At 40.9% G+C, this 20,637-nt stretch carries 16 protein-coding genes and 1 pseudogene; 14 read left to right on the top strand and 3 right to left on the bottom strand.

Annotation, left to right across the window (positions count from 1 at the left end; genetic code table 11):
• Positions 1 to 8: 8 nt before the first annotated feature.
• Complete coding sequence (locus MHN79_RS02605) at positions 9 to 914, bottom strand: LysR family transcriptional regulator (protein WP_275435929.1); 906 nt, start codon at positions 912 to 914, stop codon at positions 9 to 11.
• A 255-nt stretch (positions 915 to 1,169) separates the two neighbouring features.
• Here MHN79_RS02605 and MHN79_RS02600 point away from each other — a divergent pair, with 255 nt between their 5' ends.
• From MHN79_RS02600 to MHN79_RS02565, 8 genes and pseudogenes are all read left to right on the top strand, one after another.
• On the top strand, positions 1,170 to 1,676 hold the full coding sequence (locus MHN79_RS02600; protein ID WP_239171589.1) for a chorismate lyase: 507 nt from the start codon (positions 1,170 to 1,172) through the stop codon (positions 1,674 to 1,676).
• Positions 1,677 to 1,726: 50 nt separating this feature from the next.
• Complete coding sequence (locus MHN79_RS02595; RefSeq protein ID WP_239171588.1) at positions 1,727 to 3,049, top strand: DASH family cryptochrome; 1,323 nt, start codon at positions 1,727 to 1,729, stop codon at positions 3,047 to 3,049.
• A 1-nt stretch (position 3,050) separates the two neighbouring features.
• On the top strand, positions 3,051 to 4,595 hold the full coding sequence (locus MHN79_RS02590; RefSeq protein ID WP_239171587.1) for a cryptochrome/photolyase family protein: 1,545 nt from the start codon (positions 3,051 to 3,053) through the stop codon (positions 4,593 to 4,595).
• Between the two features lie 104 nt (positions 4,596 to 4,699).
• The gene (locus MHN79_RS02585) at positions 4,700 to 5,428 is read left to right on the top strand and encodes a sulfite exporter TauE/SafE family protein (RefSeq protein ID WP_239171586.1); all 729 of its coding nucleotides are present in this window, start codon (positions 4,700 to 4,702) and stop codon (positions 5,426 to 5,428) included.
• 83 nt (positions 5,429 to 5,511) lie between these two features.
• The gene (locus tag MHN79_RS02580) at positions 5,512 to 5,940 is read left to right on the top strand and encodes a YccF domain-containing protein (RefSeq protein ID WP_343283923.1); all 429 of its coding nucleotides are present in this window, start codon (positions 5,512 to 5,514) and stop codon (positions 5,938 to 5,940) included.
• A 664-nt stretch (positions 5,941 to 6,604) separates the two neighbouring features.
• On the top strand, positions 6,605 to 8,944 hold the full coding sequence (locus MHN79_RS02575) for a M4 family metallopeptidase (RefSeq protein ID WP_160928671.1): 2,340 nt from the start codon (positions 6,605 to 6,607) through the stop codon (positions 8,942 to 8,944).
• An 81-nt stretch (positions 8,945 to 9,025) separates the two neighbouring features.
• Positions 9,026 to 10,576 carry a M28 family metallopeptidase gene (locus tag MHN79_RS02570; RefSeq protein WP_239171585.1) on the top strand — a complete coding sequence of 517 codons (1,551 nt, stop codon included), beginning with the start codon at positions 9,026 to 9,028 and terminating at the stop codon, positions 10,574 to 10,576.
• A gap of 139 nt (positions 10,577 to 10,715) precedes the next feature.
• Positions 10,716 to 12,223 (top strand): annotated as a pseudogene (locus tag MHN79_RS02565) (M20/M25/M40 family metallo-hydrolase).
• Positions 12,224 to 12,291: 68 nt separating this feature from the next.
• On the opposite strand, the gene MHN79_RS02560 reads toward MHN79_RS02565, so the two are convergent.
• Complete coding sequence (locus MHN79_RS02560; protein ID WP_239171584.1) at positions 12,292 to 13,119, bottom strand: HAD family acid phosphatase; 828 nt, start codon at positions 13,117 to 13,119, stop codon at positions 12,292 to 12,294.
• 695 nt (positions 13,120 to 13,814) lie between these two features.
• Here MHN79_RS02560 and MHN79_RS02555 point away from each other — a divergent pair.
• From MHN79_RS02555 to MHN79_RS02545, 3 genes are all read left to right on the top strand, one after another.
• Positions 13,815 to 15,734 (top strand): leukocidin family pore-forming toxin, encoded by a 1,920-nt coding sequence (locus MHN79_RS02555; RefSeq protein WP_239171583.1) that lies wholly within the window; start codon positions 13,815 to 13,817, stop codon positions 15,732 to 15,734.
• A 175-nt stretch (positions 15,735 to 15,909) separates the two neighbouring features.
• Positions 15,910 to 16,755, top strand: a complete 846-nt coding sequence (kynA, locus tag MHN79_RS02550; RefSeq protein ID WP_239171582.1) for a tryptophan 2,3-dioxygenase — start codon at positions 15,910 to 15,912, stop codon at positions 16,753 to 16,755.
• A gap of 17 nt (positions 16,756 to 16,772) precedes the next feature.
• A complete protein-coding gene (locus MHN79_RS02545) occupies positions 16,773 to 17,954 on the top strand; it encodes a hypothetical protein (RefSeq protein ID WP_239171581.1) in 1,182 nt (393 codons plus the stop codon).
• 64 nt (positions 17,955 to 18,018) lie between these two features.
• On the opposite strand, the gene MHN79_RS02540 is transcribed toward MHN79_RS02545, so the two are convergent.
• A complete protein-coding gene (locus tag MHN79_RS02540) occupies positions 18,019 to 18,627 on the bottom strand; it encodes a pyridoxamine 5'-phosphate oxidase family protein (protein ID WP_160928657.1) in 609 nt (202 codons plus the stop codon).
• 253 nt (positions 18,628 to 18,880) lie between these two features.
• On the opposite strand from MHN79_RS02540, the gene MHN79_RS02535 reads away from it, so the two are divergent.
• From MHN79_RS02535 to MHN79_RS02525, 3 genes are read left to right on the top strand one after another with little or no spacing between them, the layout of a single operon-like run.
• Entirely contained in the window at positions 18,881 to 19,429 is a 549-nt protein-coding gene (locus MHN79_RS02535; RefSeq protein WP_239171580.1) for a DUF2975 domain-containing protein, read from the top strand.
• 9 nt (positions 19,430 to 19,438) lie between these two features.
• Positions 19,439 to 19,648: a helix-turn-helix transcriptional regulator gene (locus MHN79_RS02530; protein WP_114784013.1), complete on the top strand. Its 210-nt coding sequence runs from the start codon at positions 19,439 to 19,441 to the stop codon at positions 19,646 to 19,648.
• A 56-nt stretch (positions 19,649 to 19,704) separates the two neighbouring features.
• A complete protein-coding gene (locus MHN79_RS02525) occupies positions 19,705 to 20,586 on the top strand; it encodes a hypothetical protein (protein ID WP_239171579.1) in 882 nt (293 codons plus the stop codon).
• Positions 20,587 to 20,637: the final 51 nt, after the last annotated feature.

The raw sequence follows: 20,637 nt of genomic DNA, 5'->3' as shown, positions 1-20,637 counted from the left end.
CATTCAGATTATTGCCTTATATATTCTTGGCTGATTTCCTCCATAAATTGAATCACGGCTTTCAAGCGCGGTGATTGCGTCATTTTACTGGCATAAACTGCTGAGATTGCCACTTTAGGGAAAACACTAATTTCTTGCGCAATTTGTATTAGCTTCCCTTCACGGCACAACTGACGACAATAGATATCGGGTAATAGAGAAACCCCATTTCCAGAAGCGACCAGATCTCTTACCATTAGCACATCGTCAAGCTGATTCGCATGTGGAAATACAACTTTCTGCTTGATGCCATCTAGGCCATTCATATACAGCTCAGGCTGATTGTTCTCTTGATCATGGTAGAAGTTAACATGTGGTAAAAGTGTGTCTGGTGTTGACTGTTTGAGCTCTGGGTTTGCGTGCAGATAATCGGGCGCACAGAACCAGAGTAGGGTGACTGTAACTAGAGTCTTAGCGTAGAAGCCTGAAGGTGCCAAATCTCCGAGTTGAATAGCCAGATCAAAGTTATCTTCAAGCAGGCGCGCTTTGTTTGACATACTTCGGATAGACAGTCTTATCTCCGGATAACGCTCAGTAAAGGTTGTTAGCTTAGGCGATAAAATCTCACGTGAAAAAGCAAACGTAGTCGCTATTGATAAAGGTCCTTTAAGACTTTGCGAGTATACCTGTTGTTTGATGTGATTTAAGTTTTTAACTAAGGGTTCCACTTGATTGAAGAATTGTTGTCCATCTGATGTAAGTTTTAGATGGCGAGTGTTGCGCTCTATGAGCTTAATTTCCAGCGACTCTTCAAGCCTAGAAATTGCACGACTGACACTGGACTTTTGTATACCAAGCTGTCCTGCAGCTTTTGACATTCCGCCCGACCTTACAACGGCGATAAATACGGGAAGATCATTTAAGTTCCAATTCATAGTATACGATTTTTATTCATGATATCGTCAAATAACATATTCTAATCAATACTTAAAGCAACGCTGTGTTGCACTTTTTGCCATTCTTGAAAGCAAGATAAAAATCTATGCTGTGAGTATTCGATCTTTGCCTGAGACAATACGAGTGCCTAAACCCAAACCCTATCTATGCCTAGGTTACTCACCCTTCGGTGTTAATCTATCTTGTTTTAATAAAGGTGTATCAAAATTTGCCGACGTACCTATGGTGGTGGTATGAAAATAAATATTATGGACTCATCTATAGTTCCTGAGATGATGAAGTATAGAGGGTCGTTAACTCAGGCTCTTAGGTTTGTGTGTTTAAATTTCAATATAAGAAAACTTACGCAACAAAGTGAAGCTCCTCTCTATGCCCGTGAAGTAATACTGTGTGATGGTGAGTATCCTTTGGTTTGGGCTAAGTCCTATCTGTTTTCTGCGGATAGGTCGACAATCAATGCGTTTTTGGGCTTAGATGGGCGGTCTCTTGGCGAACAACTACTATTTACTGGCGACTCAGTGAGTCGAGGACCCTATCAATTTGGAGTGTGTAGCCGAGGAATTGATCAGTTCGATTCAGGGTATGAGTTTGAAAAAGGTATAGCACGTCTGTCCAAGTTCTCATGGCATAATCATTCGACTACATTAGTGTTATCGGAAATCTTCAACGAGACTGCGCTAGCATTACTTGAATCGAGAGAAGAAGAAATTCATAGAAATTTCACCCCCTATAAGTCCTGAATACGAATTTTTTCGTAACACTCATTAAAGACAAAATGGGAGAGTCTAGAGTGAGTGAAAAGATTGGACTATATTGGTTTCATTGTGATTTAAGAGTTCAGGACAATGATCTACTTTTCAAAGCTTCTCGAGAAGTGGATCGGTTGATTTGTTTTTATTGTTTTCCTAGTGTGGACCAGTATCTTTGCCAATATTCACAAGAGCGAGAATTGGGTGAACAGAGACAAGCCTTCTTGTCTCAGAGTGTCGCATCCTTATCCCAAACACTTGGCAGTTTGGGTCAGAAGCTTATCGTTCTACATGGTGAAGCTTTCGATATACTCTCGGATTTTATCAAACAATATAGGGTTACCCACTTCTACTGTGATTTGTTCCCCGGGTCTAATGAACAGAGTACGGTTGAATCATTATCCCGCCTATACCCTCAACTCATTTGCACTCAGCTACCGGTAAATAACCTATTTAGTGAAGCATTATTACCTTTTCCATTGCAAGACCTGCCCAACACGTTCACTCAGTTCAGAAAGAAAGTAGAGCATCTTCCCATAGGCTTGACGCCGAAAATTTCGGAATTACCACCAATCGTGTCAGGCTATATGGATTCAAACGCTTTTCAATCAAGACTTTGCAAGCAGTTTTTAGGTGGAGAGCAAGAAGGAATGGCTCATTGTGAACACTATTTTTCGGGTCACTTGGCTAAGCAGTATAAGCAGAATCGTAACGGGCTAGATGGTATTGAATTTTCAACAAAGTTTTCACCATGGTTGGCTTTGGGATGCATAAGCCCAAAGAGAATTTTTATTTTACTCAAAGAATTTGAGAGTAAGCAAGGTGCCAATGATTCAACCTATTGGATTTTTTTTGAACTACTCTGGAGAGAGTACTTTCGATGGTATGCGAGAAAGTGGCGAGCACGCTTGTTTCATTTCTCGGGCATAAACCGACAGACGCCGTTAACGAGCTTTTACGGTTATCGGTTTCAGCAATGGAAACAAGGCGAAACACAATTTCCTATTGTTAACGCTTGTATGAAGCAGATGAAGGCGACCGGATATATGTCCAATCGCGGTAGGCAGTTGGTAGCAAGTTGTTTGATTCATGAACTTGAGCTCGACTGGCGTTATGGCGCAGCGTATTTTGAAACTCAGCTCATTGATTATGATGTCGCTTCAAATTGGGGAAACTGGCAATATCTGGCAGGTGTCGGAGCTGATCCGAGGGGATCTCGCCAGTTCAATTTAGATAAGCAAACTCAGATGTACGACCCAGATGAAACCTTTATCAAAAAATGGCAAGGTAAAGCGGTGATGAGACAATTAGATCAAGTAGATATGGTGGACTGGCCGATAGAACCCGCTAAAGGAGACAACTAATATGGGGTATCGTACCGTTCGTCTCATTCTGGGAGATCAACTCAACGCTCGTCATTCATGGTTTAAAAAAGCAGATAGCTCTGTCTTATATGTGATTGCTGAGCTTCATACAGAAGCAACCTATGTTAAGCATCATGTCCAAAAAGTTTGTGCATTTTTTTGCGCTATGGAGGCCTTTGCCAATGAACTACGAGAGATGGGGCATCAAGTTGAGCACTTAAGGCTTGATCAAACCAAAGACTTTGAGGCTATCACTGATCTTATACAATTTGTCGTGCAAAAAGCCGATGCGACACGGTTTGAGTATCAAAGGCCTGATGAATATCGTCTATTGAGCGCTTTGAAGGGATTTACTCTCTTGGAATGTCATATTGAATGTGTCGAGACTGAGCACTTTCTGTTGCCATATGATGAGATTGAACAGTTTTTTCCGACAGGGAAACACATCATGATGGAACATTTCTATCGTAAGATGCGCAAGAAATTTGGCATTTTGATGGATGGGAACAAACCTGTTGGTGGGAAATGGAATTACGACGCCAGCAACAGAAGTAAGCTCAAAACGTCAGATATAGAGACCCTACCTTCGCCTTTACTTTTTAGCACCGATGTTTCTGAGGTATTGAAATCTATAGATGAACACAAAATTAAAACCATAGGGCACATGTCTGGACCGCTTTTATGGCCGATAAATCGCAATCAAAGCCTGACGCTTTTAGCTCACTTCTGCTCAATATGCCTACCAAACTTCGGCCGCTTTCAAGATGCAATGACCAAAGAACACAAAGCTAAATGGTCGCTGTATCATAGCCGACTTTCTTTTGCGCTGAATACTAAGATGTTAGACCCATTAGAGGTGATAGATAGTGCACTATCAGCCTATGAAGCGAACTCTGAGGTTGATATTGCTCAGGTAGAGGGGTTTATTCGCCAAATTTTGGGCTGGAGAGAGTACATTCGAGGTGTGTATTGGGCCAATATGCCCGATTATGCTGAGCGTAATCACTTTCAGTTTCGTCGCGATCTACCAGACTATTTTTGGTCAGGTGATACCAAAATGTCATGTGTAAAAGAGGCGATTGGTCAGTCTCTAGAGTTTGCTTATGCCCATCACATCCAACGTTTAATGGTAACTGGAAACTTCTGCCTTCTCACTGAGATAGAACCAGATCAAGTCGATGACTGGTATTTAGGGATCTATGTCGATGCAATCGAGTGGGTTGAAATGCCGAATACACGGGGTATGGCTTTATTTGCCGATGGTGGAATCGTTGGAACAAAACCTTACGCAGCGAGTGGGTCTTACATCAATAGAATGAGTGACTATTGTAAAAGCTGCCACTACGATGTGAAAGGCAAGTCAGAGCCTAATGCTTGTCCACTGAATAGTTTGTACTGGCGTTTTATGCATAAACACAGGGAGCTTCTCACCCAAAACCCTCGCGTGGGCATGATTTATCGTTCGTGGGACAATCTTGACGATGATGCTCAAGGAAAAATTTTGCAAAAAGCGGAATACTATCTGCAACACTTGGATGAACTCTAATTATGATCAAGTTAAATAAATGTCAGAAACTCACTTTTGAGAAGGAGCTAAACGACAAAATTAGAGTATGATAAAGACTCTAATTTAACAAAGTCTTAACCGATATGTACAGTGAATGGATAACCGGCGAAGCATTAATTGCGGCGTTTTTGATTTTTTTGGGCTCATTCGTTCAAACAGCAATAGGTTTTGGTTTGGCTATCGTTGCTGCGCCTTTACTTTTTTTGATATCACCAGATTACGTGCCAGCACCTATATGTTTAGTTGCTCTATACATTTCGATTCTCAATGCCCTCAAACATAGAGAGAGTGTCGAAATAGGAGGGCTTAAAATGGCATTAATCGGTCGTGTCCCCGGTTCGGTTGCTGGTGGTTTACTGCTTGTGATGGTATCGACTGACATTTTAGCTTTATGGTTGGGTTTATTAGTATTGTTAGCTGTCGGAGTGAGTCTACTGCCATTTCGTATCGAGCCTACTTCATCAAGGATGGGGATAGCGGGCTTTTTCTCTGGTTTTTTTGGCACCAGTTCAGGGATTGGTGGTCCCCCAATGGCATTATTACTACAACACCAAGAAGCGAATCAACTCAGAGGAAACCTCTCGGCGTTTTTTGTCTTTAGCTCAGCTATGTCTTTAATTGTTCAGGTTCCAGTTGGCTTTTTGACATTCCACCATTTATGGATAACCGTGCCTTTACTTCCTGCAAGCTGGCTTGGTTACAAGTTAGCACTGGCAACCACTCAGAGTTTACCTAAAGAAACAATTCGTCTCGCAGCCCTGCTACTTTGTACTATCAGTGGTGTGACAGCGGTATGGCAAGGCTTATCATGATTTTTGTTCTGATGTTCATTCTCGATTCAGAATAATTAATGATAATAGAGCCGATGCTAGGGTTTTGATGAGGAGAAAATCAGGTGTTAAGAACGATAGGTAATATTCTGTGGTTTGTGCTGGGCGGAGTCATGATGGGACTAATGTGGTGGTTCTTTGGTCTACTTGCGTTTATCAGTATAGTGGGAATACCTTGGGGGCGAGCCTGCTTTGTTATAGGAAAGTTTTCCTTTTTTCCTTTTGGTCACGAGGCTGTTGCTCGTGATGAACTGACCAAGCAAAAAGATATAGGTACTGGAACTTTGGGGCTCATTGGTAATGTTATTTGGTTTATATTTGCAGGAATGTGGCTAGCCATTGGGCATATCATGTCTGCGGTCGCTTGTTTTATAACTATAATAGGGATTCCATTTGCTCTCCAACACCTGAAATTGGCCTACATCTCTTTAGCACCGATCGGAAAAACCATTGTACCCAAAGAACAAGCGGCAATGGCAAAATATGGACGTTAATTAGTCATTACTCTCAACAAATCTATACCCTACCTCAGCAGCATTTAAACTCTGCTGAGGTTTACCTCTTGATACGAACATGATAATTCTCGCCCTAGCACTTTAGATCTACTTTATGTTCAGCATGACCTAATTCAAACTGCGAAAAGTCATTTATTCTTTATAGAGACACAGACGATAAAAAGGTATGGTTTATTTAAATTCTTTTATTCTAAAAAAATGGAATAATGTCATTCACTTATCCAGTTTTATTTATGATTTATGTCATAAAATTAAGTTAATATAATTTTTATTATATTATTACAAGGGGTTTTATCATCGTTAATGAGTCACTATATTATTTGTTTATATCCCAATATAATCTATCTGAATATCCATATAACTAGTTAATTATTCTGGCATTGGTATTTTATTTGCTCTTATGGTGAAGCATTTATTTGTATTAGTTAATATTATATACAAATATCCCTTTGCGTTTTGTGTAATTAAATCGATACAACAAGACATTTGTATTTTTACTGTATGATTTTATAAATTATAAGTTAAATTTATTGTACACATGTTTGATTTATTAAATTGATGTTAAAAATGGGTAGTATTTTTTTTAATCATTAGTGTTATGGTTCTAGTGGCATTTATCAATGCCATGATAAGGAGAATCATAATGAAATTAGACAACCGTCTATTGGCTGTAGCCGTAGCCAGTGCTCTTTCAATGTCAGCACATGCCGGTGAGTCAGTCTATCTGAGCAAACCCATCAACTTTACTTCTTTTTCTGGGCTGAACTCTCAGCTTGGTGTGGATAATTCCTCTAGCTTCAAAATGGTAAAGCAGGTCAACATACAGAAGCGTGGTATTCACAAAGTTAAGGTTCAACAAAACATTTGGGGTGTACCTGTTTGGGGGCACTACCTAAATGCAACGCAAAGTTTCCGAGGTGGTGCGCTTAAGTCGGTTCAGGGTAACTATGTCAAGATGACAGGCGTTGATCGTAAGTTTGTTAAGCCTTCTTTCAATCGAGCTCGAGCCTTAGAGCTAGCAAGTAAGGACATTAAAACTGGCCTAACAGGTGATAAGTCGTTATCCAACACGCAAGATAAGCTTTATGTTTACCAAGATGGCGACAAAACTCGCTTGATTTATGTGGTTTCTTACTTAGTTGAAGGCCAAGGACACCCATCCCGACCTTTCACTATGCTTGATGCTCATAGTGGTGAAATCATTAAACGTTGGGAAGGTATCGCGCACGCAGAGATTGGTACAGGCCCAGGTGGTAATGAAAAAACGGGTATGTATGAGTATGGCACGGACTACCACTATCTTGATGTTCAAGAAGATGGTACTGACTGCATCATGGAGTCGGAAAACGTTGTTACCGTTGATTTAGATGGGGCAACTGACGGCACAACACCATACAAATATGAGTGTCCACGTAACGAGCACAAATCAATTAACGGCGCATACTCACCGCTAAACGACGCACATTACTTTGGTAATGTTGTGTTCGATATGTACAAAAACTGGTTTGACACTGCGCCTTTGACATTTAAGTTGATGATGCGCGTTCACTACGGAAGCAGTTATGAAAACGCTTTCTGGGATGGTCAAGCGATGACATTTGGAGATGGTGGAAGCCGATTCTATCCTCTTGTCAGTCTGGATGTATCAGCTCATGAAGTCAGCCATGGATTTACAGAGCAGAACTCGGGTCTAATTTATGCTAATCAGTCAGGTGGCATGAACGAAGCTTTCTCGGATATTGCTGGTGAGGCTGCTGAGTACTTCATGAAAGGAACCAATGACTGGATGGTTGGGCGTGACATTTTCAAAGAGGAAGGTGCACTGCGCTACATGGACGATCCATCTCGTGATGGCGTGTCTATTAATCATGCATCTGAATACTACGATGGGCTGAATGTTCACTACAGCTCAGGGGTATTCAATAAAGCCTTCTACCATATTGCTACGACAGAAGGTTGGGATACCAAAAAAGCCTTTGAATTGTTTGTACTAGCAAACCAGATCTACTGGGCGGAAGACAGCAACTATTGGCAAGGCGCTTGTGGTGTTAAAAACGCAGCTAATGACCTAGGTTACAGTACAGATGATGTCGTTGCAGCATTCGATATCGTTGGTGTTGAACCTTGTGCTGAGCCACCACTACCACCAGAGCCAGAATATCAACGCCTAGAAAATGGCGAATCAGTAAGAGTTGCAGGCGAAACAGGCTCTAAGACCTACTTTGATATAGAGGTGCCTGAGGGCCAAGACAAATTCACTGTAGAGTTGACTGGCCCAAGTGGTGATCCAGATATCTATATTGGTTTGGATTATGCACCGAATCAGCAACAGAACATCTGTAAGAGTGACTCTGTATCTGATGAAATTTGTGTGATTGAAAATCCTGAGGCTGGGCGTTACACAATCAATGTATTCGGTTACTCAGAATATGCAGATGCAAGTCTAACGGCTTCCTATGGTTCTGACAGTACTAATGTGCCACCAGTAGCGTCGTTTGACTATGTTGTCACAGGTGAAAAAGTCGATTTGACTAGCACAAGTACTGATAGCGACGGCCAAATTGTGTCTTACCAATGGGATCTTGGTGACGGTACCTCGAAGTCTGGTGCTGTTGTTAGCCATACTTATGCAGCAGCAGGTGATTACGTGGTAACTCTAACAGTAACAGATGACGCAGGCACAGCGACTTCGACCAACAAGACGGTCACTATTGAAGGTGGTCAAACCGATGCATTCCCACTAAGACTACAATTTGGTGATAAGCAGCCAAATGGTAAAGCGCGAGTCAAGTTAGCATGGGAATATGCGACGGACGACTACTACGTAGTGAAGCGTGACGGTAAAGTGGTAGGTGCGACTGAGTTCACATCTTACGTTGATAAGTTCCGCCATAACGGCAGCATCAATGTTGAATACCAAGTCTGTACTTCAGGTGGTATCTGTTCTGAAACCAAGCGCTATCGCTTTATCAAAGTTCAATAGCCAACCCTAAACCTTCAGGGCTCCATTTGGAGCCCTCATTTGCAATTCGTCTAAAGAAGTCACAAGGAATTGAGTCTCATTATGAAAAAAACACTATTAGCTATTGCTTTAATAAGCAGCACATCTGCTTTTGCCTCAATGGATAACAGCATATTAAAAGAGGGTGAAGTTTGGATTACTACAGATGCAGATGCGAAGGAGCTGATCACTCAGCACGGGGCTACTGTATTGAAAAGTTTTGCCCATAAAGGCTTTGCAGCATATCCAAATGCGGTTGTCGCGAAAGTTAAAGAAAGTCAGCTTGCTGCGGTATCAAGCCACATGCACAAGGATAAACATAGATGTGGTGGTTACATGGTGCACGCTAATAAAGAAAGTGCGATCAAAGCGGCATCTATGCCTCTTTCTATGAGCGATTTCGAAAAACCAGTCATTAGCCATAATGATACTGTGGAGTCTCTGATTGCTCAGGTAGAACCGAATAATTTGGTTGAAACGATTGAAAATCTGATGAGCTTTACCAACCGTTTTTATACTACCTCTACAGGTATAGCGGCGTCAGATTGGTTGCTTGAACGATGGAGTGAGGAAATTAAGGATGTTCCTTTTGCATCGGCACGTCAAATAACTCACAGCGATTACCCTCAAAAATCAGTTGAAGTGACATTATTGGGTGCCAAACATCCTGAGGAAATCGTAGTGGTTGGTGGTCACTTAGATTCGACTGTTGGTTCATGGACAACGGAAGGTACAATTTCTCCGGGAGCCGATGATGATGCTTCGGGTATTGCTACGGTCACCGAAGCACTTCGCCTTATGATAGCCAGTGGTATTCAGCCTGATCGTACGATCAAGTTTTATGGATATGCTGCTGAAGAGGTGGGTCTGCGTGGGTCACAAGATATTGCTGAAAACATGAAGGCGGATGGCGCTAATGTGGTGTCAGCGCTGCAACTTGATATGACCAACTATAACGGTTCCGCGCATGATATTACCTTTATCACTGATTACACAGATTCAAATCTAACCGCTTTTCTGAAAGAACTTATCGATACTTACACCAGCGAACTCACTTACGGATTTGATCGTTGTGGTTACGCTTGTTCTGACCATGCTTCTTGGCACAATGCTGGATATCCAGCAGCTATGCCTTTTGAAACCATGTTCCATGAATATAACTCCAATATTCATACTGCGGAAGATACGTTAGAAAATTCTGACCCTACTGGCAGCCATGCAATGAAGTTTGCCAAATTAGCCATTGCTTATTTGGTTGAAACGAGCCTTGATGATGTTGAATCTCCGATCAAAGAACTAGAAGATGGCGTGCCTGTTGAAGGCCTCTCTTCAGGGTATTTCGATGAGCAATTCTTTACCTTCAATACGACTGAAGCTGGAGAAGTAACCATTTCGATTTCTGGCCCACAAGGTGGTGATGCGGACTTATATGTGACCTACGAAGGCCCAGTATCGAAGACTGAATTTGATTGTCGTCCATTCCAAAATGGTAGCAACGAGCAGTGTGTGTTCAACAAGCCAGCAGGCGAGTTTAACATCATGGTTCGTGGGTATAGAAACTTTGAAGACGTCGATATTGTCGCAAGTTTCAGCCCTGAAAGTCCTCAAGACTAACCGTCAATCTAGTCACGCTTAATCAGATCACAACAATATAGGGCTCCTCATGGAGCCCTCTTTTGTATTTAAGCAACATCAAAATAAGGATGAATTTTGTATGAATAAAACGCTTATCGCTCTTGGCTTACTTGGATATATGTCAGTATCTTCAGCAGGATCGACCGATTTAAAAGAGAAAGAAGTTTGGATCACCACAGACGCTGACGCCAAGCATCTTATCGTGGAACATGGAGCAACGATACTTACTAGCTTTGCTCACAAAGGTTTTGCAGCCTACCCTAATGCGGTTGTCGCAAAAATTGATCAAGGCCAGCTAGCGGCATTGTCGAGTCATATGCATAAAGACAAACACCGCTGCGGCGGCTATATGGTGCATGATAACGAGGAGAGCGCTTTAAGAGCAGCAGCAATGCCCCTTTCCATTAGTGTGTTTGAAAACCAGTCATAAGTCATCACGAGACGGTCCAATCACTCATAGGTCAAGTTGAACCCAATAACATAGTGAATACTATTGAACAGCTTACTAGCTTCACTAATCGTTTTTATACTACAACCACAGGAGTGGCAGCCTCCGACTGGCTTTTTCAGCGCTGGAGTGAGGAAATAAAAGAGGTGCCTTTTGCCTCGGCAAGGCAAATCTCACATAGTGATTATCCACAAAAGTCGGTTGAGGTAACCTTACTCGGTGCTAAATATCCTGAAGAAATTGTTGCAATAGGCGGACATCTTGATTCGACAGTGGGTTCATGGACAACAGAAGGGACAATCTCGCCAGGGGCAGATGATGATGCATCAGGTATTGCTACAACAACTGAAGCCCTACGACTTATGCTAGCTAGTGGCATTCAGCCAGACCGCACAATTAAGTTCTATGCGTATGCAGCAGAAGAAGTGGGCCTGAGAGGTTCTCAAGATATTGCTGAAACGTTAAAGGCAGAGCAGGCTAATGTGATTTCTGTGTTGCAGCTTGATATGACCAACCATCAGGGTTCGGCTCATGATGTGACCTTTATGACGGATTATACAGACGCTAAGTTAGTCGAATTTCTTACCGAATTAATGGATACCTACGTCAGTGAATTAACTTATGATACCGATCGTTGTGGGTACGCATGTTCTGATCATGCGTCTTGGCACAATGCAGGTTACTCAGCAGCAATACCAGCACAAAGCTATTTTCATGATACCAACCCAAATCTTCACACACCAAATGACACGCTAGAAAATTCTGACCCTACTGCAAGTCATGCAACAAAATTTGCCAAATTGGCGATAGCTTATTTGGTCGAAACAAGTCTTGATGATATTGATTCGCCAATAAAAGAATTGGAAGATGGAGTACCAGTTGAGGAGCTATCCTCTGGCTATTTTGATGAGCAGTTGTTCAGTTTCACAACAACGGAAGCTGGCGAAGTAACTATTTCCATTTCTGGTCCTCAAGGTGGTGATGCGGACCTATATGTAAGTTATGAAGGTCCTGTGTCAAAGACTGAATTTGACTGTCGGCCATTCCAAAATGGGAGCAACGAGCAGTGTGTTTTCAATAAACCAGCAGGAAAGTTCAATGTTATGGTCCGTGGCTATCGGAATTTTGATGATGTCAGTATTGTGGCAAGCTTCAAGTTAGATCGGTCTATTAACTAACACCTAGAGTGTAAAATAAAGCCGTTCATTGAATATGAACGGCTATTTTGGTTTGGTGTTGACGGGGGTTACTTACCTAACCAAGCTGATTTCGTTGCGGCTTGAATGAGTTTTTCTCGATTTTCTGGTGTTGCTTCGGGCTCTGATTGACCAAAAATAGCGGCAAGCCAATGGCCATCTGTTGGGTTCGGGAAAAGGATATACTTGCTGCCAAAAAGATCTTTATCTTCTTCCATTTTAGCTATGCGTCCTTTCACATCACCTTTGATGTAATACTTACGCCTGAAATCATTGAGGTTGTCACCAAGAAAGACAACCACGTTATAATCCCTTAATATTTCATTTTGGCGTGTTTCTTTGTTGGATGTGTCTGTCAACACGGTAAGATGGGCATCGTCTTTTAGCGGGAAGCCCATAGCTAAGATATTTTGCTTGGCTAACTTCCATGTTGGCTCTCCTTGATCGCGAGAGGTGACGTAGAAGATGTCTACATTATTGCGAGTTGCGTATTCAAGAAAATCATTAGAACCAGGGCTTGCAACCATACCGTTTGTCGGGATCCATTCATCCCATAATGGATCTTCAAAGAAATCCTTATTGTTTTGTATCAATTTTCCCCAGTATTCAAGTGGCAGCACTAAAGTATCATCAAGATCTGTCACTATAGCTAGAGGCTTATCTCCCTTTTTATGTTCCGCTAGGGCGTTATCAAGATGCATTTTGGCAAGATTAAAGCCCTGATAATAGAGTGCTCTATACTCTGCTGCGGTCTGCTTCCAAGCAACGGAGTAGCCGAGTAAATTGTGATTGTTATCAGAGGCAGAGCTCGTATTAGGTAGGATAGATGCTAGAGTCGCCAAGCCCCAAGCTACCATTTTTTTTCTGCTGTTTTTCAATGTTTGGTCCAATCCGTTAGTCAATCCTTATAGGATTTTGATGTATAGCGTAAAACATTCCGATAGTCACTTTAAAAATGCTTTTTAAGCAATAATGCACGTTATTGATCCAAAATTTACTCAAAGTCTGCTTTATTATTTAGTTTGATACTTAGTTAATGAAATATGCATTTAACTTCACATTAAAAACGGAAAATAAATTATTTAATAATTTTTAAATAGTAGCGGGTTGATCTATAATTAAATTCATATAAAATTTAATTATACTATTATTTTGCATTTTAATTTCTTAAAAAATTAAAAATAATAATTTAAATATTAATTATTTTTATAATTTAACACCACATTAAATTTTTTACTCTATCATTTAATTACCACTAACATCAATATGTATTTAGGCTTATTTTTGTTTTTGCGATCCATGGTTAAAATGAAAATAATTCCACTTCTCAACTTATATTGATAATTGTATTTATATTTGTGTCGAGACTACTTGTTTAATTAAAGTTCGTTCTAGACACCCATGGATGAAAGGGCAATATTCTGCTTATAAAACAATTTCTTATGCAATTGATTTCTAGTTGGTTATAACGCTCCATTACAGTCATTTCTGATTATAATAATATATTTTTATATGAAAGATAATGAGATCTATTAAAAGGTAGGACCTAAATGACAAATTTGTAGAGGTTTTTATGGTATTAAACAAAAAAAGGACACTTATCGCTATTACTATTGCATCTTGTATAGCATGGAATACAGCTAGTGCGACGATAAATGAGCCCCAAGGTGTATCCGTTCAAATATTAAGTAGCTTACAAAATAGTAGCCAAGTAGCCTACATTAATGCGAGCTATTGGCTGAATGGAGAAGTTGAGCCTCCATCGATGACGACCATTAAAGATAATGTTTTAAAGTTAGAACGACGTTATCTAATTGACTTCACTGCAATTGAAGACCCATCTCAAAAAGAAGAAGCAAAAAAGCTTCTCAGTAATAAAACTGGACTATCATTTACTAGTGACTTTTTGGTTATTACACCACACAAAGGAGAGTTGCTCTATACTCCACTAGTCGATGAAAACGATCCAAATAAGTTTGAACTAGAGACCCCTCTAATCTCCGAACTTCGAGACGGCAGTGAAAGTGTTAACTCTGATGCAAGCACTATTCCTCATGTAGCATTCTATTTAAGGGTAAATCGTCCGATTACTGACCAAGAATGTACCTTTGATAAGTCACTCAACTTTGAAAATAAGGGTCAAAGAGTTTTTTGTGATAACGCCAATATGTCTCTTATTTACCGTGTTATTTTGGAGCGTTCTCTACCCTATGGTAAGTCTGGTTCTGCAACTCCTGATGCAAAAATTGTTCGTATTAGTCTAGATAACGATACATCAGGTGTTGGTATCCATCTTAATGAAAATCTTGATCACGAGTTTTCTCATATCGACCTCGAAGCCGATAATGCTGCATTTGCAGGAGCGGTTGTAACGAGTATCTTGAGTCCGATTATCGGTGCCGGTTCTATTGGTGCTCTTAGTGCATCAGGCACTGACTACAATAGTTATGATGGGTATGTAACTGATTGGGCAACGGATGCCATAGCGCAAGATTATGAATTTGCTTTTAGTGCTTCAAATGATAAAGCGGCAATTTTGAGAACCGTTCCAAGAACAAACCTTAATGCAAAATACAGTTCTACAGAGGTGTCTGGGTTTGAGCTAGGGGTGAGCGCAGGCGGAGACCTTGGCCCTGATGGTCCTAAAGCATCTTTGGGTGCAAGTGCTAGTTATAGTCAGCAGCTTAGATTCACGTTCGACACACAGGATTACCGTGTTGAAAGGATAGGTACCGATGCACAGAATATTCGATTTAAATGGGTACGTGATCAGTTTGATACCGCTGAGTCAATGATGAACCGTTCGACAGATGCTCTATGGGCCAATGTGTATCCATTGGATATCAGCAGGATAAGTACTATCAGTCACACGGGCTTTGTTCCGAAAATGGAAGTCATTTATACGGCTGACCCGAATGCGACAGGTAAAACTGAATTTACCATTGACTCTTCGGTGAATATCCGTCCTATCTATAACGGTACCTATAAACATTTCGTAACAAACCATTCATATCATGGTTTTGAAAACGATGGCCGTCGCCGAGTTAATAAGAGTGTCTCGTTTGAAGTGGATTGGAATCACCCTGTATTTACTGGTGGCAGACCTGTTAACCTGCAACTAGGTGGGTTCAACAACCGTTGTATTGGTGTTAGCAAGGATGGAACTATTGTGCCTGAGACATGCGATTCTACCAAAGATACACAATCTTTTATTTTTGATAAATCGGGGCGATACATGAGTGCAAATAATGTGAGCATGTGCCTAGATGGGGAGTCATTAGACAAGCTTCAAACATGTAGCCAAAACCTGAGCCAGCGTTGGAGCTGGAAAGACAACAGCAATCACTTGGTCAATGGTCTTAATAACCAGAATTTAGGTCATGATAAATCAACGGGTCAGTTAGGCTTGTATTCGCAAGAAACTGACAGTGCCGAAGTTAGCCTTCGTACAATCACGACTTATGCAGATGTCTTTACTGCGGATGCTCAGTAGTTTACTTACTGTTTTAGACGTCGACAGCGTGTAAGTTACGACTATTATACTCTTTATTCGTATATCAAGGACACACTTACATCAAGTGTGTCTTTTTTATTTTTGTTGTCAGCTTGAATTCCCCATCATCATATGCTCATGATGTCTTATTCGTAAAATAAGAAGGAATTTTGCTGTGAGTTGTCCGTACAACAGTTTTCGAGAGATGGAAAAAGACATTCATACTGATTTTAAAGATGATATGTCTTATGGTGATTACCTTAAATTGGATAAAATTCTTTCCGCTCAAACCCCTTTGTCTGCACAACATGATGAAATGTTGTTTATTGTGATTCATCAATCGAGTGAGTTGTGGTTGAAACTTGCTGGACATGAGTTGTCTGAGGCAATAGAAAACCTTAAACAAGGAGACTTTGGCCACGCATTTAAAGTAATTTCTCGTGTCAAACAAATCTTTAATCAACTTACTCATTCTTGGACCATTCTGTCGACATTAACTCCTGTCGATTACTTAAAATTTCGAAATGCTTTGGGCCATTCTTCAGGTTTTCAATCTTATGGTTATCGAAAGCTTGAATTTTTGCTTGGCAATAAAAATCAAGCATTTCTTAAAGTTCATGAAAGCGATGCTAAAGTTTATCACGAGCTTAAAGAAGCATTAGAAGCACCCAGTTTATATGACGTAACACTATCTCTGCTTGATGACCAAGGGTTAGAGTTAGATCAAAACCACTTGTCGAGGGATGTGAGTTTACCTTATGAGAGAAATACGTCGGTGCTCAACGCGTGGGTTAGGGTTTATCGAGATGCTGACCGATATTTTGAGTTGTATGAGTTAGCAGAAAAACTGGTGGATATTGAGGACAGTTTCCAGCAATGGCGATTTAAACATATGTATACAGTACAGCGTATCATAGGCCACAAAAAAGGGACTGGTGGTTCATCTGGCGTGGCATTTTTAAAAAAAGCGCTTGATATAAGCTTTTTTCCAGAGCTGTTTGAAGTGCGTACACAACTTTAGACGAAGTGAGATTAAATATGGATATGACCATAGACCTGCAAACGCATTATCAGGGCTTTGATGTGAGTGAGCGCATTTTGTTATCTGGGCATTCTCATCAAGCATGGCCTGATGTGGCCAAACAGGGCGTGATGGATTGTTTTAATGATGCGGCCAAGCACATTGATGATAAGTGGGAGCTTGCGTTTGAAAAAGCAGAAAAAGTCAGGAATTTCTATCGACGTGCTATGTGCGACCCTAGTGGACAAATTGCGCTTGGAGACTCAACACACGAGCTTATCTTGAGGTTTTTATCGGATCTCAATTGCTTCAAAGTGAAGAAAAGCACACAGATAAAAATAGTCACGACGGATGGCGAGTTTCATTCAATGCGCCGTCAGTTAAATAGACTAAAAACACTGGGTATTAATATCGAGGTCGTCCCAACTCTACCACTTGAGACCTTATCCAATCGGATTATCGAAAAATTGGATCGATCGACTGATGCTGTCATGTTGTCAGCGGTCTTCTTCGCAACCAGCCAAATATTTAAGCAAGTCGGTGAAGTTGTACAGGCTGCAAAATCACTCAACATTCCATGTGTTGTTGATGCTTATCATGCGATTAATGTGCTTGAGTTTGATCTTGCCAAGTGGCGGTTACAAGGCGCTTTTGTTATTGGTGGCGGGTATAAATATTGCCAAGCAGGCGAGGGCAATTGTTTTATGCGTATTCCTCCTGACTACCAAGGCTCCCCAATTATCACAGGCTGGTTTGCTGAGTTTGAGTCGCTCAGTCAAGCGCCTGATCAAGTGAGCTATGGAAAAGGGCAAGCGGCATTTGCTGGCTCAACTTATGACCCGACTAGCCATTATCGCGCGGCTGCTGTGTTTGAATTTTTTGACCAGCAGGACTTATCTATAGGTCGACTTGCTGATCTTAACAAGCAGCAAGTAAAAAGGCTTTGGCAAGGCATTGAGAGTTTAAATCTCGGCAGCACAGTCTTATCTCTTCCGCAGCATAACATTGAAGATAACGCAGGTTTTTTATCTTTAATCTCACCATATGCTTGCGATTGGGTGAATCTACTTAAAGATAGAGGTATCCATTGTGATAGCAGAGGAAACAAGCTCAGACTCGGCCCAGCGCCCTATGTATCCAATGAGCAAATCGATAATGCGCTTAATGAGATAGAGGCGGTAGCTAAGAAGTTTTCTTAACGGTCCCTAAAAGCATACAAACGGAAATGTATAGGACACTCAATACCGTGAGTGTCCTAGTATCCTAAAGAGTTGATTTGTAGTATTTCACCATTTCTTTTTGATCAATATCCTTACAGTCAAGGCTCTGTTGCTCCTTTAATATTTGGCCTAGAGAGGGAAGTATTGAACGTTCAACCTTATATTCACCTGACCACAGTTTTCCTCGCATTATGGCTTTAGCACAGTGAAAATACAGGTTTTCTATGGTAACTTTGATGACTACTTTAGGCGCTTTTTTTCCATCAGGACACGCTGCCAATATCTCTGAGTCGGTGTGAATGCTTGCCCTGCCTTTAATGCGAATCACTTCATCAATACCGTTGACCATTATCATCAATCCAATTTTGGGATTGTTGATAATGTTTCTTAGGCTATCTAATCGATTGTTACCCGAGCTATCAGGTATCAATATGGTGGAGTCATCGACCACTTTGACGAAACCAGGAACGCCTCCTCGTGGAGAGATGTCAGTAAAGCCTAGTGCGTCACAAGTGCTTAGAATGACAAAATGGGTGTGATTGACCATTGTTTTGGCGTGGCGATCTAAAGTGGGTAAAACCTTGTTCTGGGCTCTAGGACTGGGTTTGGGATAGAGAGCTTCCAACTGGTTTATTGTTTTAATTTCACTCATTTTTAAACTTTTTTGTTAAGGACAGTGAGCATTAAACTGTAACCTAAACAAATATTTATATCTAAGAATATGCCTGCTATTAACTGCCTCTATTGGCGTTTTGCTCCATAGATCACGCCAGTTTATTAAGCTTACCTAAACCATGAACATTAACACGCATTAAATATTAAAAATTTAATGCTTTTCGATAAATATTTGTTGTTTTATTGGTTTTTGATGTTAAGATGCCTCCATCAATTAATAGGAGACTTTTATGCAACAGATTCAAACCTACAGCCGAAAAATTGGACTAATTCTTAACTTTTTGCTGGTGTTATTGCCTTTGGCGACGGTTTATTTTTGGCTCACGGTGCAAACTTCGAGTGATGTTTTAAACGAGACTGGTATCATTCAATTATCTTATGAAATTGACGCTTTTATCCAGCAGCCTTTAACACTTCAAACTCGTCTCTGGGCCTTGTTGGCTAGCGCATTGCCTTGTGGGATTGTGTTTTATGCCCTTGTTTTATTGAAGAAATTATTTAGAAGTTACGAAAATGCTGAAATATTTACTCTTCAGACGGTTAAGTACTATCGGCAGCTTGGTTTGGTATTCTTTTACTGGGCGATTGGTGGTTTTATCTACTCAGGGCTTATTTCAGTGGCGTTAAGTTTTAATAATCCGCCAGGTGAGCGTGTTTTGTCGCTAAGTTTTTCAGGTTTGGATGTGATGGCCATATTCTGCGGGTGTATTGTGTTGGTTATCTCACATGTTATGCACCAAGCCCAGCAAATTGCTGATGAGCAAAAACACACAATTTAGGAGTTTGCGGTGGATATTATAATCAATCTGGATGTGATGATGGCCAAACGTAAGATGCGCTTAAAGGAGTTATCTGAGCGAGTGGGTGTCAGTGAGCAAAACCTATCAATCTTAAAAAATGGTAAGGCCAAAGCCATTCGCTTCAGTACATTAGAAAAAATCTGTCAGGTCTTAGAATGCCAACCCGGTGATATTTTGGAATATCAGCCAAGTGCTTAATCAAGACAATGTTAACTAGGCGCTGTTATTCAGCGCCAGTGACTGAGGAGTCATCTATGTCCACTAAACCATCAAGACAATGGCTTGGGCTGTATTTGTTTGTCATGGGTATAATTGCTGTGAATATCCATATACAAATGATGCATCTGGGGGTGTTGTACCCTCAATGGAAACCGACTCAATGGACAGAGACCGCTATGTTTGTCATTCAAAGCTTAGGACTATTATGGCTGAGTTTGCAATTGGTGCGTTGGAAGTCATCAATCAGCTTTGCTCAACAATTTGGCATCGCTTTTGTCACTATGGCTGCAATCCAAGAGCTTTTTATCCGTTTACCACTCACTGCTGGCTATACGGTGGACCAGAAGTATTTATTTGTCTGGGTTTTAAGTTATCTTCCCGAGCTTTTAGTCACCTTTGTGACAACGCTTGGCATTATTAGCTTTCAACGCTACTTAGTAAGGCGCTACACTCTATTTGTCATAGCAATAGTGGTCACTGTTTATAGCGTTGGGATACATCTTTGGTTAACCCCATTTTTGCAACAAATCACGGCCCCACTTGCTCAGTTTGTTACTCCGCCATCCGATTCGGGGGTGCTGTCTTTCCCATATCCTAAGATAGTCGACATTATCGCATCGGTGACCTTTATTGAGCCTATGATTGCCGCCTATTTTGTGTGTTATTTGATTGGTCAAAATGGTATCAGAAATCTAAAAATTCTTGTGCTCAAAACTATAGCAGCTCTGTTGATATTGACTCAAAGCGGCGCAAAGTTTGTATTGTATATGTGGACTTCAAAGATCGATGATTTGATGGACCGTTTGCTGAGTATCAGCCAATTTACCCTAGAATGGGTGTTTATTGGCGTGGCGGTTAGTGTTGTTGTGTATAGTAATCAATATCTTTTGGATCCACTAGGTTCACAAAAAGAGTAAACATTGGATGCATCATTACACTAGGATGCATCCAAATACAAACTACCTAAT

The sequence above is a fragment of the Vibrio sp. Of14-4 genome, assembly GCF_022347625.1.
GTDB lineage: Bacteria > Pseudomonadota > Gammaproteobacteria > Enterobacterales > Vibrionaceae > Vibrio > Vibrio pristinus.
The sequence above is the reverse complement of the archived record's forward strand: the minus strand, read 5'-3'. Positions and strand labels throughout refer to the sequence as shown.